The organism is Paenibacillus sp. GYB003 (assembly GCF_036577625.1).
GTDB lineage: Bacteria > Bacillota > Bacilli > Paenibacillales > NBRC-103111 > Paenibacillus_AB.
In genome coordinates this window covers 20,663-35,628 of the sequence record NZ_JARBDC010000072.1, presented here as the reverse complement: position 1 = coordinate 35,628, position 14,966 = coordinate 20,663, and the positions used below count along the sequence as shown (strand labels likewise).

Sequence of the window (14,966 nt, the reverse complement as noted above, 5' to 3'; positions counted from 1 at the left end):
TTTTGGTCGCTCGGTATCATCGTTTGCCAAAATCGCGCAACTTATTCGGCGGCGCGTCCTAATCCGCACATGAGGAGAAGCGGGTCCGGCGGCAACCGGGGAGAATGCGGACTGCTTCGAGGCGAAATAGACGGCCGTCGGAATGGAGGATGGCGCATTTGCGCGATCCCGACGCTTGCACCGCCAAAGGAGCGCGCACCCGCCAAGGGCCCGCCGCACACGCAAAGACCGCCCGGCGAAAAACGCTCCGGACGGTCCCCTCTTTGCACATGCCGCGCCGCCGCGCCGCCGTTATTTCCCGGCCGCTTTGTCCGCGTAGGCGTCGTTCATTTCTTTGACGATTTTTTGCAGATTGGCGTCTTCCTTCAGCTTCTTGATGAAGTCGTCGTACGCCTGGATCGTTTCCTGGCCGAGAATGACTTTGACGCGCATGTCGTCGACTTTCTTCTTGATGTCCGGCATCAGCTTCGTGTTCGACTCGGAGATGAGCCCGAACGCCGGATTCGGCACGACGATTTTTTTGCGCTCGTTCAGGATCGCCTGGTTGCGCGCGTAAATGTCCTTCGTCGTCAGCGACGGATCGCCCAGCACCTGCTCGTCGCTCAGCTTGAGGAATATATATTGGAAGCCTTGATCGACTTTGTCTTTCGCAAACTGCTCGGTCGGCACCTTCAGTCCGTCCTTCTCGTTGAAATGGACGCCCTTCACGCCGTAATTCGCCAGCTCGTTTCCTTCCGGGCTGTAGCCGTAGTCGAGAAACGCGAGCAGCTTTTTCACTTTCGCCTCCGGCACCTTTTTCGGAATAAGGAAATGTCCGTAGAACGGCGCCCCCGACGGCACGAACTTGTTGCCCTTCGGTCCGGCGAGCGAGGTGAGCGGGATCAATTCCGCCTTGGGCTCGATCTTCTGAATTTCTTTCGTCCGCGTGAGCGCGTTGTTCATCGCGTATCCGCCGCCGCCGGCTTTGCCCGCCTGAAGCGTATCGTTGATTTGCGAAAACTTCATGATGGCGAAATCGGGCGGGAACAGCCCGGCGTCGTACGCCTTTTTCAGCCAAAGCAGCGCATCCCTCGACGCGTCCTCGGTAATGATCGGGTACAGCTTGCCGTCGCGCAGCTTCCAGGCGCCCTGCGTGTCGTTGAAGACGTTGTAGACGAAGCTCATGTACTGCACGCTGGCCGAATACGGAATCGTGTCGGCTTTGCCGTTGCCGTCCGGATCTTTGTCCTTGAACGCGAGCAGCGTGTCGAAAAATTGGTCCATCGTCTCCGGCGCTTTCAGGTTCAGCTTGTCGAGCCAATCTTTGCGCAGCATCGGGAAGACGCCGCCGCCGTGCGTCGGATAATAGCGGGGCACCGAGTAGTTTTTGCCGCCGATTTTGGACATGTCCCACATGTCCTTGAGCGCGGGGTTGGACAAGTTTTTGTAATCTTTGATAAACGGGGTCAAATCCCAAAAGACGCCCTGCTTGATCATGTTGCGGATTTGCTGATTGTCCAGGTCTTCGACGAACGTAATGTCCGGCAGGTTGCCCGAGGCGTACAGCACGTTGAATTTGTCTTCGGCCGTCGTCGCCGGCACCCAGTCGATTTTCAGCAACGCACTCGTCCGTTTCTCGAACTCCTTGACGATCGCGTTGTTGTCGTCCGGGAATTCGGTGCCGTAGCTGAGCGTGTTCATCGAAATTTCCGTAATTTCCGCCTGCCCTTTCCCTCCGTCGGCCCCTTTGGCGCCGCCATCCTTGCTTCCGGTCGCGGACCCGCACGCCGAAGCGACGAGCGACGCGCCGATCAAGACGGCGCCGGCGGCTTTCCATCGCAGCTTGCTGTTGTTCATTACGGTGACCTCCTGTATCGATTATTGTACAACAAAACCGGTTATGTGATCATTCTTTGACAGAACCGACCATTGCCCCTTTGGCAAAGTGCTTCTGCAAGAACGGATACACCAGCATGATCGGCACCGTGGCGATGACGACGGCGGCCATTTTGAGCGTTTCGGACGGCATTTTCCGATTCGCCCGGAAGTCGGCCACGTTCGCGTTCGACGTGCTCGGGTCGACGAGCATGTTTTGCAGGATCACCTGAAGCGGCCATTTGCGCTGGTCGTTGATGAATAGAATGGCGTTGAAAAACGTGTTCCAGTAGCCGACGGCGAAAAACAGCCCGAACGCGACCATGGCGGGCAGCGACAGCGGCAAAATAATGCGCAGCCAAATGCCGATTTCGTTGGCGCCGTCGATGCGCGCCGCTTCCTCGAGACTGTCCGGAATGCTGTCGAAAAAGCCTTTCATGAGCAGCACGTACCAGCCGCCCGTAAGCGCCGGCACGATCAGCGACCAAATGCTGTCGATCAGCCCGAGCTGGCGGACGACGAGATACGAAGGGATGAGTCCCGGCTGGAACAGCATCGTGAACAGGACGCCGAACAGGATGACCCTGCGGCCCCGCAGCCTTTTGCGCGATACCGCATAGGCGAGCCCGGACGTGACGATCAGGCTGAAAGCGGTTCCGACGGTAGCCAGAAACGCGCTGTTGCCGATCGCGGTCAGAAACGTATCCGTCGACAGCAAGTAGCGGTACGCGTCGAGCGTCCATTTCTCGGGAAATAAGATGAGCGGCTTCCGGTAATACTCGGTAGGGTCGGTGAACGACAATATGAACGTATAGTAAATCGGAAACAGCGAAACGAGACTGACGACGGCGAGCGCCAAGACGTTTCCCGCTTCGAAGATCCGGTCTCCCGTGCTGGTGCGCATGTGTGGCTCCTTTCTGCCGGTGCGGTTAGTAAACGCCCTCTTCGCCGAACCGTTTCGCCAGCTTGTTGGCGGCGACGACGAGAACGATGCCGACGATCGATTTGAACAGCCCGATCGCGGTGCTGTAGCTGAATTCGCCCTGCTGGACCCCGTTGCGGTATACGTACGTGTCGAATACGTCGGCGACGGAGGAGACGGCTCCGTTCATCATCAAGTACACCTGCTCGAAGCCGACGTCCATGACCGAGCCGAGCCGCAGGATGAACAGGATGACGATGACGTTCCGGATCGCCGGCAGCGTGATGTGCCACATTTTGCGAAAACGCCCCGCTCCGTCGACGACGGCCGCCTCGTACAGCTGCGGATCGACGCCGGCGATCGCCGCGAGGAAGATGATCGTCCCCCAGCCCGCTTCCTTCCACATCACCTGCGCGGTGAGCAGCCCCCAGAAATAGTCCGGATGGGTCAAAAAGCCGATCCGGCTTCCGCCGAGCTCGTGAATGATTTTGTTGACGAGCCCTTCCGACTGCGACAGCATCAAGTACGTGAGACCCGATATGAGCACCCACGACAAAAAGTGCGGAATGTAAACGACCGTCTGCACGAACCGCTTGTACGCCATGCTGCGCAGCTCGTTCAGCATGAGCGACAGCACGATCGGCAGCGGGAAGAAGAAGACGAGGTTCAACAGGCTGATCATGAGCGTGTTGCGCAGCAGCAGAACGAAATCGTCGTTCGAGAAAAAGCGCTGGAAATGCTCGAGCCCGACCCATTCGCTCTGCATTATGCCGAAGTACGGCGAATAGTTTTGAAAGGCGATGACGAGCCCGCCTACGGGCACGTACTTGAAAATGATAAAATAGACGATTCCCGGCAGCGCCAGCAAATATAAATATTTATCCCGGGCCAGGTCGGCGGCGAGGCGCCCGAGCTTCGTTCTTTGCCGCGTACGCGCATCCGGCCCCGCCGACGTTTGCCGCGCGGCGGCTTTCGTTTCGGTCGTCATCGTCGGTATCCCCCTATCGTTGTGATTGGTCGTTTGTGGCGAGCGCGGCGATTGTGAATGGCGCGGCCGCTTGAAGGGGCGGCTTCGAAGGCCCCGGTCGCTTCGAGGGTATTCCCAGCGTACCGCCGTCCGCCAATTTCCGGCAATGCTAACCTTTTGCCAGGCGAAAATGCCGCAGCGGCGCGGATTTCCGGCGATAGTATTGTTTTGCAGGCCATTGCGGACGGCGGTCCGAATCGGCTAAAATGGTCAAGTGAGAACGGAGGAAGCGGTTGCACGGACGTTTGCGGAAAAGGGGGAGCGGCTTATGAAAAAAACGGAATACCGCAAAGGAACGTTTTATTGGAAAAGTCTCGTGCTCGTCCTGGCGATTACGTGCCTGCCCGCGCTTCTCATCGGCATCGGCGTCTACAATTTGGGCGCCGGGCCGATCGTGCGCGAGCTGAACGAAGCTCACCAAGTGCAGCTGAACCAATCGATCCAGCGGGTCGACGAATATTTGTCCCAGCTGGAGCTGTTTTCCGCCCAGCTTGCTTTCAATCCCGAGTTCGACGAATCGCTGTCCGGCATGAACTTCGCCGAACAGTTTCAGAAAACGCGAGATTTGTACCGCTCGCTCGCGCTCATGAAGGACGGCAACCCGCTCGTCTTTGACGTGGCGCTCTATTTGGACAATACCGACAAGCTGATCAGCGACCATTGGGGCGTCCGGACGATCGGCGGCGGCGACGAAGCGGGGAGCTTTCGCGATTTGCTCGGGGGCGAGCGGAAAATTGTTTGGATCGACGCGCTGCCGAAAGTCGGCTTCGGCGAAACGACTTATCCCGGCGTCGTGACGAAGCTGTACGCCAGCGGCAGCGACCGGCCGTTCGGCGCGTTTCTGATTTATTTGCACCAGGGGGCGCTCGACCAGCTGGTCCGGCGTCTCGCGGCGGGCGACGGCACCGCGTTTCTGATGGACCGCGACGGGCGCGTCGTGGCGTCGGACGACGCCGGGGGCGGGGGGCTGCGCGACGCGGCGATCCGCCGCATCATGCCCGTGAATACGTTCAAAGACACGTTCGTCTACGACTGGAACGGCAGAAGCTACTCCGTTTCGTTCGGGCAGCTGTCCCGGCTCGGCAACGACTGGGTGTACGTCTCGGCGACGCCGCTGTCGTCCATTACGGCTCCGGTTCACGCGATGTCGCGCATGATCGTAGCCGTCAGCGCCTTCGGTCTCGCCTTGGCGCTGCTGCTGTCGTGGTACGCCTCGGGGCGTCTGTACCATCCGATCCGGCGGCTCGTCGGTTTGTTCCCGTTCGCCAAGGAGACGGGAGCCGACCGGCTGAACGAAATCGCCTTCATCGAGCGGCAGTGGAAACGGCACCTCGACGAGAGCGTGGTGCTGCAGGAACGGCTGCGGCGGTCGCTGCCGTCGCTCCGGGAAGGATTTTTGCTGCAATTTTTGCAAGGGCGCATTATGCCGTCGTCAGAGAAGGAAGTCGTCGAGAAGCTTCGCCAGTACGACTGGCATATCGAAGGGAAACGGTTCGCGTTTCTCGTCGCGGGGCTGTACGGGAAAGGGATTCCGGAAACGAAGTTTTCCGGGCGCGACGGGCAACTGATCGATTATGCCGCAACGAACATCATGCAGGAGCTGTGCCGCTCGGAAGCCGAGTATGCGCATGCGATCAATTTCCAGGATTCGACCGTCGGCGTGCTGCTCGCGCTGGATCCGTCGGTCCCGGCGGAGCGGGCGAAAGCCGGGCTGCTGAAGCTTGCCGGCGACATCGCTTCCGCGGTGAGCGGCCTGCTGAAGGTCAACGTGGCGATCGCCGTCGGCAAGCTGTCCGAGTCTGTGCTCGAGCTGCCCGACATGCTGGAGGAAACGTCGAAGACGCTTCGGCTGCGCGACCCGAACGCGAAGACGGACATTTTGGACGTGGACGACGCGATGCCCGACATCGGCCACCCCGTCGAATTTCCGCTCGAGCTGGAAAAGGAAATTATCGGGGCGATGCGGATGGGGCTCGGAGAGGAAGCGGCCGCGGGCGTGCGGCAGTTTGCGGAGGCGGTCCGCAGCAAGGCGGGTACGCAAATGCACGTTCAGCAGGCGATGCTGAAGCTGCTCGGGAGCGCCTACGACGCCATGTTCCGCTCCGGCGTCAATCCGGGCAGCGTGTACGGCGGGAAGCATTTGTACGAGGAGCTGATGGCGCTCCGCCATCCGGAGGACATGACGCGCTGGTTCGCGGCGTCGGTCATCGAGCCGTTCGTCCGCTCCGTATCCGCCGCGATCGATCCGGAGACGCGCCGCATCGTCGACCGGGTCGTCGAGCAGCTGCACGGCGAGCTGTCGACCGACGTGTCGCTCGAGCTGTACGCCGACCGCTTCGGCGTCAGTCCGTTCAAGCTGAGCCGCGCCTTCAAGCAGGTAACCGGCGTCAACTTCATCGACTATTTGACCGGCCTGCGCATCGAGAAGTGCAAGGAGCTGCTCGTGACGACCGACATGAAAATCGCCGATATCGCCGAGACGCTGCGCTACCAGCCGTCTTATCTGATCCGGCTGTTCAAGAAAAGCACGGAAATGACTCCGGGACAGTTCCGGGAAAAGCATTCGCGCGGCGTCGGCTGATCGTATAGAGGAACAAATTTTCCGCTATTGCCGTACTTTCGCCCGCGCTCCCGAAAACAGCGGAACTTTTTTTCCGTTAGGCAGATCTCGGCCGCAATCCTCGAACATTCGCCGCGAAAACGGCCGATAGCGGAAAAAGGGTTCCGCCAGGATCGTTTTGCAGCGCCATTTCGTTCGGATAACGGAGGGAAATCGTTTCCGTTATCTCCGCGGAAGCGACTGCCGGGCGGCGGTGTGCCGCCGCTCAAATAGCAAGAAAGATCAAGAACCGGCCGCCGCTGGCGGTTTACAATGAAACGAGCACGACGGAGGAGGTCGGCCGGAAAGCGTGAAGGACGATTACTTGAAGCAAATTCAAGCGACCATCGATTACGCGGAGGCGCATTTGGGCGAGGAGCTGTCGTTGTCGCGGCTGGCGCAGGTTGCGAACTTTTCCGACTATCACTTCCATCGCGTCTTTCAGGCGATGGCGGGAGAAGCGGTGATGGATTACGTGCGCAAGCGGCGTCTGGCGCGCTCCGCTTACCGGATCGCTTATACGGATGCGAAGCTGATCGACGTCGCCTTGGAGAACGGCTTCCGCAATCACGAAACGTTCACGCGCGCCTTCAAGCGGATGTTCGGGATGACGCCGGCCGATTACCGCAAGCAGGGCGTCAAGCCGCCGGCATACCCGAAGCTGAACGTGCTGCAGCGCAAATACAATCCATATTTGGGGGGCATTCGCATGGAATACCGGATCGTCGCCAAGCCCGCTTTCAAAGTGATCGGCTACGAGCTGCGCACCTCAACGTGCGACGGCGAAAATTTGCGGGAAATCCCCGCTTTTTGGCAGCAATATTTGCAAAACCGCCGGTGGGAGCGCATTCCGAACGCCGTGCACCGCGACAGTCCGGTCGAGCTCGGCATTTGCCACAGCTTCGATATGGATTCGGGAACGTTTACATACATGATCGGGATGGAGGCGGAGCATTTCGAAGGGGTGCCGGACGATCTCGCCTGTCGCGAATTCACGGCGGCCGAATATGCCGTGTTCACGACGCCCAAAGTGCCGCGCGAGCAATTTTCGGCGTCGATTCAGAGCACGTGGCAGTCGGTATTTTCGGAATGGTTCCCGCATTCGGGCTACGAGCACGCCGGGACGCCGGAATTCGAGCTGTACGACGAGCGCTGCCACCCGGACAAGCCGGAGGTGCAGATGGACATTTACGTTCCGATCAAGCGCAAGGGCGCTTAAGCAGGACAAAAAAGATGCGGCCTTTCGCGGGCCGCATCTTTTTTGTTCAAGAGAACTCTTTTGGATCGTCTCGCGGTATGGATGCGAGCCTTTCGTTTCCACGTCCGGCGGAACCGAATCCTGCCGGGCGGTTGGAACAGAACGAACGGGAAAACCTCCCGCTAACCCGCTCTCCTATAGGTATCGTGGCGAAATACCGGGAGAAGCTCCCGATAAAATGGCACCGAATCGGCGAAAAGCGCGGTTTGGACGAAAGTAGCGGGATGTTTTCCCGTTGTTTTGCCCGCAAACGGGAAACGACCGAAAGTAGCGGGAACATTTCCATCTCGCTCCTCGCTTCCCGCTCCGCTGCCGGTTCGGCACAACCAACAAGGTTCGGTTTACGCAGAAAAGACCGTCCGTCCCGACCTTCGCTTAAGCGCCGAAGCCGGAGCGGGTTTCCTGCTGCAGGCGGCGGGAAAGGCGATATCGGCTCGTATGACCTCGCTGGCGTCGTCGCTTGGAGCGGAGGCGAGCATGAGGCGGCGGGACTGGCCAAGCTCCAAGTTCCAAGTTCCAAGCTCCAAGTTCCAAGTTCCGAGTTCCGAGCTCCAAGTGTCTAACGGACACGGCGGCCGCTCTCGAGCCTCATTTCGGCTTATTTTTATTCTAACGGACACAGGCGCACCTAATTGGGAAAAACCCCCTTTTGGACGGCGGTTCGGAGCAAATAAGCGCAGGTGGTGTCCGTTACGATTGGAAAACGGCCGATTTTCGCGAAATAAGCGCCGTGGCGTCCGTTACGTTTCCGAAGCCGACGGTTTGCGCTCATCCTCGAAATACGTCGATAGACGTGACTCTTACATCGGGTCAGCCCCGCTGCCGGCAGGGCTCGGCATTACTTGATCGTGTAATCGATCCGGTCCTTGGGCACCTTCAAAGGAACGGCGAGCTGATGCTCGACCTTTCCGTCTTTGGCGCTGTGCACAAACAATAGGAGCGTCATGTTGGGCTGTGAAGCTTTCCCGTAGCCGATCTCGAAGCGGAAGCGGCCCCAGGCGGGAGCGCCCTCCTCGGCCTTCGCGTGTCCTTCGGCCAACACGTTGTGCCCGTCTTCGAGCGTCCAGCTGAAGGCGGCTTCGAATACGCGGGCTTCGCCCTCGACAACGATCGGGGAAGAAGCTTCCGTCCCCGGCCGGGGCGAAAACAGGCGGAACGCGTCGTTTTCCGCGACGGGGATCGGTATCGTCCGGCCGGAACGGGCGTCGATGCGTACGGTTGCCGGCTGCCCCACGGCTTCGTGCCGGACGAGCTCGACGTTCCAGTACCCGTTATCCGCATGGAGCGAGACGTTTTTGACGGCCTGCGCCATCGTTGACCCGGTTTGGGATTGCAGGGCGAGCCGCACCGCCTCCGCTTGGCCGATCATGCCCTCGGGCGCCTTCCGCGCATCGTCGCGAACGACGATTTTGGCCGCGGCGGTTTGCATCGGATACGATTCCGCGACTGTCCCCGTATGCCATGCCTCCACCTGCGCGCCGATCGCCGCTTTGTCGGGCGTTACGGTTTGGCCGCCGCTCGTCTGCAGCGCCGTCCGATCGGTCACCGTGAACCAGTAGGCGTCGATGTAGGGGGTGCCGTTTTTTTCGATATAGGCCGTGATCAGCCAGCGATTCCCCTCTTTGGATATAATCGTTCCGTTGTCGACAGCTTTGACCGCTTGCGTCTTCGGTTCGGGCGGCGGATTTGCTCCGGAGTCCGCCGGACCGCTTTTTTGGCCGCACGATGCCGCAATTACCGCAATGCCAAGCAACGCGAGACTAAGAAACCGCTTCTGTATGCGCATGCCTCTCAACTCCTTTGTCAACTAAGACGCAGCGGGAGCCCCGGAAGTTTCAAAAACGGCGGCATCGGTCACCGATTTGGGCGGGCGGCCATATGCTATCGGAGCGAAACGTTGAAGGAGTTGGAACGATATGCACAAAATGACGCTGGAAACGGCCAAAGCGCTGATCGCGGCGGCGGAACGGAAGTCGCGGGAGCTCGGGCTGGCCGTGGATATCGCGATCGTGGACGACGGGGGCAATCTCGTCGCATTTCACCGGATGGACAACGCCCGGATCGCCGGCATCGACATTTCCCAAGGGAAGGCGTGGACGAGCGTGGCGATGCGCATGCCGACGGCCAATTTGGCCCAATCGGCGCAGCCCGGCGGGCCGACGTTCGGCATCAACACGACGAATGGCGGTCGGCTCGTCATCCTGGGAGGCGGCATCCCGCTCGTCAAAGACAAGACGATCGTCGGGGGCGTCGGCGTCAGCGGCGGCACGAGCGCCCAAGATATCGAGATCGCGACCGCCGCCGTTCAAGCGTTCGAGAGCCTGCGCGACTTGGGCGGGGCCCGGCTCGGAACGGTGCGGATCGGCTCTAGCTATCCGCCTGCGACGCCAGGCTGAGTCGTCCGCTCACGTCCGGCTGCGAAACCGGAACAGTCCCCAGAACGTGCGCTTCGGGACGGGATGCCGCACGGATCGCGGAAGGAGCACGGGCTCGGCGTGCGCGGTCGCAAGCGCGCGGTCGTCTGCGCTTAAGGTTGCCCCGGCTTGCGCCGGCTCGCCTGCCGGCGATTCGCGCGCGTTCTCCGTCTCCGTTTCGTCGCGCGCCGCCGCCGCTTCGTCCAGCCAAGGCGCTTTGGAGGGCAAACGCTGCTCCAGCTGCTCCAGGCGGCGGATCAGCAGACGGTTTTCGAGCTCCAGGTCGTGAATTTGTTCCTGCAGCAATTTCATCGTAAGCTTCGGTTTCCGATGCTCAACACGTACTCCTTCAGGGGCGTCAGACGGCTGCGGCAGCATGGGTTCGCCGGCGATTTCGCGAGTTTGCTGTTCCACGGTACGGCCTCCTTTTGGCGGATGTTCGTTTGAACTCGCTCTATGAAAATAGTTGTCGCTACCAGCTTACTAGAAAACGGGCAAGGATGCTGTCGAAGGCCGATGTCGAAACATAAAACGATTTTGTCCGTTCGCCCGCGCCGATCTGTGGTATGATGAACATAACTTCACAGCGAAAGCGTAGGTGCGAAGGACATGAACGTGGAAACCGAGCGCGAGCGGCAGTCGCCGTCCGGCCACGCGGAACCCGCCGCGGAAACGAAAGCGACGGACGCTTTCCTCGTTGACCCGAACGACAAGAAAGCGGTTCGGCAATCGATATTGCGGCTGGCCGGACCGTCCTTGGTCGAAATGCTTCTCGCGAATTTTACGCAAATGCTGAGCATGATCATGGTCGGGCGGCTAAGCCCGGAAGCGGTGGCGACGGTCGGGCTAACGAACCAGCCCTTTTTTCTTTTCCTGGCGCTTTTCTCGACGCTTAATGTCGGCACGACCGTCATCGTCGCCCGTTCGATCGGCTCGGGCCGGCTCGACGAAGCCGACCGGGCGGCCGGGCAGGCGTTTCTGCTCAACATCGTGCTGTCGGTCGTCATGATTGCCGTCAGCTACACGTTCGCGGCCGATTTTCTCCGGTTGATGGGCGGAACGGAGGACGTTATCGCGCACGGGCTGACGTACGCCAAAATCGTTTTCCTGTCGCTCGGCTTTACGACGATCTCGATGTCGTTCACCGCTACGCTGCGCGGGGCGGGCGATACGCGGACGCCGATGAAAATCAACGTCGTCGCCAACGTTCTCGTCGTGCTGATCGGGTACCCGCTCATTTACGGCGTCGGCAGCTACGGCGGCATGGGCATTACGGGAGCGGCCGTCGCGACGTTCGTCGCGCAGCTCGTGTCGATGTCGTGGGTGACGATCGTCATGTTCAGCGGCAAATACAAGGTGCGGCTTTCGCTGCGCCATCTGTTCCGGCTGGACCGGGAGACGATCGCGCGAATCGGCAAAATCGGCTTCCCGTCGGCGCTCGAGCAAATCGTCATGCGGCTCGGGATGCTCATTTTTTTCAAGGTGGCGGCCAGTCTCGGGACGATGGCGATCGCGGCGACGCAAATCGCGTTCAGCATTTTCGGGCTTTCGTTCATGCCCGGCATGGCGTTCGCGATCGCGGCTTCGACGCTCGTCGGCCAGGCGCTCGGGGCGCGCAACCCGGAGCTTGCCGAGCGGTACGGCTGGCAGGTGCGCAAAATCGGCGTTTACGTCGCCGGAGCGATCGGCGTCGGGTTTATCGCGTTCGCGCCGCAAATTATGATGCTGTACACGACGGTGCCGGACATTATCGAGAAGGGCGCCCTGTCGATCCGCATCATGGGCTTTATCCAGGTGTCGCAGGCGACGCAGTTTATTTTGAGCGGGGCGCTGCGCGGGGCCGGCGATACGCGTTATCCGCTCTACTCCACGTTTATCGGCGTATGGGGGTTTCGCGTCGTGCTGAGCCTGCTGTTCGTGTACGGCATGAAGATGGACTTGTACGGCATATGGCTCGCCGCCGCCGCCGACCAGTTCGTGCGCTCGTTTCTGATCATGAAACGGTTCAAGAAGGGAGCCTGGAAGACGCTCCGGGTGTGAGGACAAAGGTCCGTTCCTTCGTTCGGGAAACGGAAAAAACGCCGAAAAAAAGCCGGACGATCGTCGTCGAACGATCGGAGCCGGCTTTCGGTTTGCATAGGGCGTCAATGGCCGAGCGCTTCCAGCGCTTTGTTCGCCTTTTCCTCCGCCTGCCGCAGGGCGGTGTTTATGTCTTTGCCGGCCTCGATGTCCGCGGCGGCTTCGCCCATAAATTTGGAGACGGCGTTCACTTCCTTCGTGACGGGCGGCTTGAACGCCTGGACGTTTTTGAACAGCGCGGCGACGTTTTTGCCCTGCAGCGATTGGAGGTCTTTGCCGAAATTTTCTTTGAACTTCGGATCGTTCAGCGACGAAATCCGGCCGCTGCGCGTCACCGCCATCTGCACGTCGTCCGACGTCATCGACTCGATCACCTGCAACGCTTCCCGGACGTGCTTCGTTTTCGACGAAACGAGCAGCACCTTCGCATCGAAGCCGAGCCCGGCGCCCGGCTTTTCCTTGAAGTTCGGGTACGAGGCGATGTCCCAGTCGAGCGCTTTCCCGCTCCTGTTCAGCTCCTCCAAAAACAGCAGCACGTTGTCGTACGTGGCGTACATCGCCAGCTCCTGCTTCGACATGAACAAATCGTCGTTGCCGCCTTTATATTTGTTGTTCGGCAGCTCCTTGATCGCTTTGTACGTTTGCGCGACCCGGGTCCAACCGTCCGTGCCGAACGCCGCCTTGTTCGTTTTCGCGTCGATATACGGAAGCGACAGCGACGTGGCCAGATGCGTAAAGCTGGCCAGCCCGAGCGGCTTGTACTCGACCCCGCCCTCCGTTCTCCCGACCCGTTTGCCCAGCTCCAAAATGTCTTCCCACGTCGAGCCGTCTTTCGGATAAGGCACGCCGAATTTGTCGAAAATGTCTTTGTTGTAGTAAAGCGCCGCCCCGTTGGTGGAAAACGGGATGCCGTACAGCTCGCCGTTTTTGCCGTACGAGCGGATCGAGTCGAGCGCCTCGGGGCTCAGCCTGTCGAGCCGAAACTGGTACTGCTTGACCGGACCGTTCAAATCGAGAGCGACTTGCAAATCGCGGCTGTAGCTGCCGATGTTTTGCGTATTCGCGTAAATGAGGTCGGGCACGTTGCCGGCCACGATAAACTTTTCCAGGCCGGCGCCCGTACTGTCGTTCGGCTCCTCCATCAATTCGATGCTGATGTGAGGGTACTTTTTGCGAACCGGCTCCGTCACGAGCCGCTTGAAGTCCGCCTCCGAAAACGACTTTGCAAGCGTATACATTTTTAGCGTGACCGGCTCCGGCGCTTTCGACGCTTCGCTCCCCTCCGCGGGCTGCTTGCCCGGTCCTCCCGAGCAGCCGAATCCGATCGCCGCAACGATGCTTGCCGCGACTGCCGTTCGCCCCTTTTTTCCTATCATGCTCGACTCCCTCCATCGATCAACGTGATTCCGGCGTCGCCATCCGGCAAGGAAAAGGAAATCCCTTACCCGGCCGGCGAGTGCCCGGAACGGGGAAAGACCGCGGATTCGGGTCGAAGGCTGAGCGAGAAGACGGTCTTGCCGCCGTGGCCGGCCTGTCGCCGGTAGCCCCAGTATAGCAGCGCCTTTCGCCCGATAAAATGGACGATCGTTAGTTCCGTCCGGCCCGGGAGCGGCGTAAAAGGAGGATGCCGCCGCAAGCGAGGGCTAGTATAATGAGGATAACGAGATCCCGAAACGGAGGAGACGGATATGGGGGAACAGCTCTTCGCGCTATCGCGGCTCGCCAGGCTAGACGTCAAATGGGCCAAGCAGCATCTCGGCATTCATTCGTTCCACGACTGGGGGCATTCCAACCCGTATTTCGAGCTCATCGCCGTCATCGAAGGCCCGGTCTATTTGCAGGTGGAGCAGGAGAAGCTGGAGCTGCGGTCCGGGGAATGCTACTTGCTGCTGCCGTGGGAAACGCATCGGAGCTGGAAGGCGCTTCCGCCGAGCGCCGGCTTTTTCTGGGTGCAGTTTGCCGCCGATCCGCCGCTGCGCCCGCTCGAGCATGGAGGAAACTTAGACGGCGATCTTAAAATCAAACAGCTGCAAAAGCAGGATCTTCGCACGTTCTCTAGCGTCGATCACGACCCGCTCTGGATTCCGCGCCGGTTTACCCCGCTGCGGCGCTTCGAGCTGCTGGGGCTGTTCGAAAAACTGCTCGAAGGGCAGACGAAGCCGCGCGGCTATTTCCGCTTCGCCGCGACGCTGCTGCTCGGGCAAATGTTCGCGAACATCGCCGAGGAGCTTCTCGAACGGAGCAGCGCGGCCGGCGCGATCCCCGCCTCGTTCCAGACGTACCGGGGCATCGTGAACTATTTGAACGAGTTTTACAGCACGCCGATTACGAAAGAGACGATGGAGAAGCAGTTTCGCCGCAAATACGAATATTTGTGCCAGCTGTTCAAAAAATACGCCGGAATGCCGATGGTGTCCTACATTCGCGAGCTTCGCGTCCAGCGGGCCAAACATTTGCTGTGGAGCACGTCCGCTTCGATCGGCGAAATCGCCGAGCAGGTCGGGTTTTCCGATCCGTACTATTTCAGCAAAGTGTTCAAATCGATCGAGGGGCAGAGCCCCAATCAGTTCCGAAAGCGGCGGGGCGCCGAAGACGCGAACGCGTTCGCCGACGGAACGTAGCCGATCCGGCATGGCGGCGTGGCGGCGTGGCGGCGTGGCGGCGTGAGGGCTGAAGGCGAGAAGGCGTGATGCAAGACTCGATACGAAGTTTCCAACTCGCTGGCGAATCCGAGGCCCGTCTCGGCGCCGCGAGACGGTCGCGGGCCGCCCGTTACCCGAACAGGTAGCGGGCGGCTTTTTTTGCGGGGGCAT

General features: G+C 60.1%; 11 protein-coding genes. 5 read left to right on the top strand and 6 right to left on the bottom strand.

Translation table 11 applies throughout. The annotated features are described in order from the left end of the window. Nucleotides 1-291: 291 nt before the first annotated feature. From PV407_RS23645 to PV407_RS23635, 3 genes are read right to left on the bottom strand one after another with little or no spacing between them, the layout of a single operon-like run. Nucleotides 292-1,836: an extracellular solute-binding protein gene (locus tag PV407_RS23645; protein WP_332092472.1), complete on the bottom strand. Its 1,545-nt coding sequence runs from the start codon at nt 1,834-1,836 to the stop codon at nt 292-294. 49 nt (nt 1,837-1,885) lie between these two features. Beyond that, nucleotides 1,886-2,758 carry a carbohydrate ABC transporter permease gene (locus PV407_RS23640; protein ID WP_332092471.1) on the bottom strand — a complete coding sequence of 291 codons (873 nt, stop codon included), beginning with the start codon at nt 2,756-2,758 and terminating at the stop codon, nt 1,886-1,888. A gap of 25 nt (nt 2,759-2,783) precedes the next feature. Then, complete coding sequence (locus PV407_RS23635; protein WP_332092470.1) at nt 2,784-3,764, bottom strand: ABC transporter permease; 981 nt, start codon at nt 3,762-3,764, stop codon at nt 2,784-2,786. A gap of 307 nt (nt 3,765-4,071) precedes the next feature. On the opposite strand from PV407_RS23635, the gene PV407_RS23630 reads away from it, so the two are divergent. Next, complete coding sequence (locus PV407_RS23630; RefSeq protein WP_332092469.1) at nt 4,072-6,384, top strand: AraC family transcriptional regulator; 2,313 nt, start codon at nt 4,072-4,074, stop codon at nt 6,382-6,384. Between the two features lie 328 nt (nt 6,385-6,712). After that, the gene (locus PV407_RS23625; RefSeq protein ID WP_332092468.1) at nt 6,713-7,621 is read left to right on the top strand and encodes an AraC family transcriptional regulator; all 909 of its coding nucleotides are present in this window, start codon (nt 6,713-6,715) and stop codon (nt 7,619-7,621) included. An 877-nt stretch (nt 7,622-8,498) separates the two neighbouring features. Here PV407_RS23625 and PV407_RS23620 read toward each other — a convergent pair. Continuing rightward, nucleotides 8,499-9,446, bottom strand: coding sequence for a Gmad2 immunoglobulin-like domain-containing protein (locus tag PV407_RS23620; protein ID WP_332092467.1), 948 nt, complete (start codon nt 9,444-9,446; stop codon nt 8,499-8,501). Between the two features lie 130 nt (nt 9,447-9,576). Between PV407_RS23620 and PV407_RS23615 the strand changes: the two genes are divergently transcribed. Further along, nucleotides 9,577-10,056: a GlcG/HbpS family heme-binding protein gene (locus PV407_RS23615; protein ID WP_332092466.1), complete on the top strand. Its 480-nt coding sequence runs from the start codon at nt 9,577-9,579 to the stop codon at nt 10,054-10,056. A 9-nt stretch (nt 10,057-10,065) separates the two neighbouring features. On the opposite strand, the gene PV407_RS23610 is transcribed toward PV407_RS23615, so the two are convergent. Then, nucleotides 10,066-10,386: a hypothetical protein gene (locus tag PV407_RS23610; protein WP_332092465.1), complete on the bottom strand. Its 321-nt coding sequence runs from the start codon at nt 10,384-10,386 to the stop codon at nt 10,066-10,068. Nucleotides 10,387-10,683: 297 nt separating this feature from the next. Between PV407_RS23610 and PV407_RS23605 the strand changes: the two genes are divergently transcribed. Next, nucleotides 10,684-12,114: an MATE family efflux transporter gene (locus PV407_RS23605; protein ID WP_332092464.1), complete on the top strand. Its 1,431-nt coding sequence runs from the start codon at nt 10,684-10,686 to the stop codon at nt 12,112-12,114. A 104-nt stretch (nt 12,115-12,218) separates the two neighbouring features. On the opposite strand, the gene PV407_RS23600 is transcribed toward PV407_RS23605, so the two are convergent. After that, nucleotides 12,219-13,529, bottom strand: a complete 1,311-nt coding sequence (locus PV407_RS23600) for an ABC transporter substrate-binding protein (RefSeq protein WP_332092463.1) — start codon at nt 13,527-13,529, stop codon at nt 12,219-12,221. Nucleotides 13,530-13,841: 312 nt separating this feature from the next. Between PV407_RS23600 and PV407_RS23595 the strand changes: the two genes are divergently transcribed. Continuing rightward, on the top strand, nt 13,842-14,774 hold the full coding sequence (locus PV407_RS23595; protein WP_332092462.1) for an AraC family transcriptional regulator: 933 nt from the start codon (nt 13,842-13,844) through the stop codon (nt 14,772-14,774). The last annotated feature ends 192 nt before the right edge of the window (nt 14,775-14,966 follow it).

Excerpts from the sequence above, each read along its gene's own strand:
- PV407_RS23620 (WP_332092467.1), bottom strand. The coding sequence starts at position 9,446 with ATGCGCATACAGAAGCGGTTTCTTAGTCTCGCGTTGCTTGGCATTGCG.
- PV407_RS23635 (WP_332092470.1), bottom strand. The coding sequence starts at position 3,764 with ATGACGACCGAAACGAAAGCCGCCGCGCGGCAAACGTCGGCGGGGCCG.
- PV407_RS23630 (WP_332092469.1), top strand. The coding sequence starts at position 4,072 with ATGAAAAAAACGGAATACCGCAAAGGAACGTTTTATTGGAAAAGTCTC.
- PV407_RS23600 (WP_332092463.1), bottom strand. The coding sequence starts at position 13,529 with ATGATAGGAAAAAAGGGGCGAACGGCAGTCGCGGCAAGCATCGTTGCG.
- PV407_RS23610 (WP_332092465.1), bottom strand. The coding sequence starts at position 10,386 with ATGAAATTGCTGCAGGAACAAATTCACGACCTGGAGCTCGAAAACCGT.
- PV407_RS23605 (WP_332092464.1), top strand. The coding sequence starts at position 10,684 with ATGAACGTGGAAACCGAGCGCGAGCGGCAGTCGCCGTCCGGCCACGCG.
- PV407_RS23595 (WP_332092462.1), top strand. The coding sequence starts at position 13,842 with ATGGGGGAACAGCTCTTCGCGCTATCGCGGCTCGCCAGGCTAGACGTC.
- PV407_RS23615 (WP_332092466.1), top strand. The coding sequence starts at position 9,577 with ATGCACAAAATGACGCTGGAAACGGCCAAAGCGCTGATCGCGGCGGCG.
- PV407_RS23645 (WP_332092472.1), bottom strand. The coding sequence starts at position 1,836 with ATGAACAACAGCAAGCTGCGATGGAAAGCCGCCGGCGCCGTCTTGATC.
- PV407_RS23640 (WP_332092471.1), bottom strand. The coding sequence starts at position 2,758 with ATGCGCACCAGCACGGGAGACCGGATCTTCGAAGCGGGAAACGTCTTG.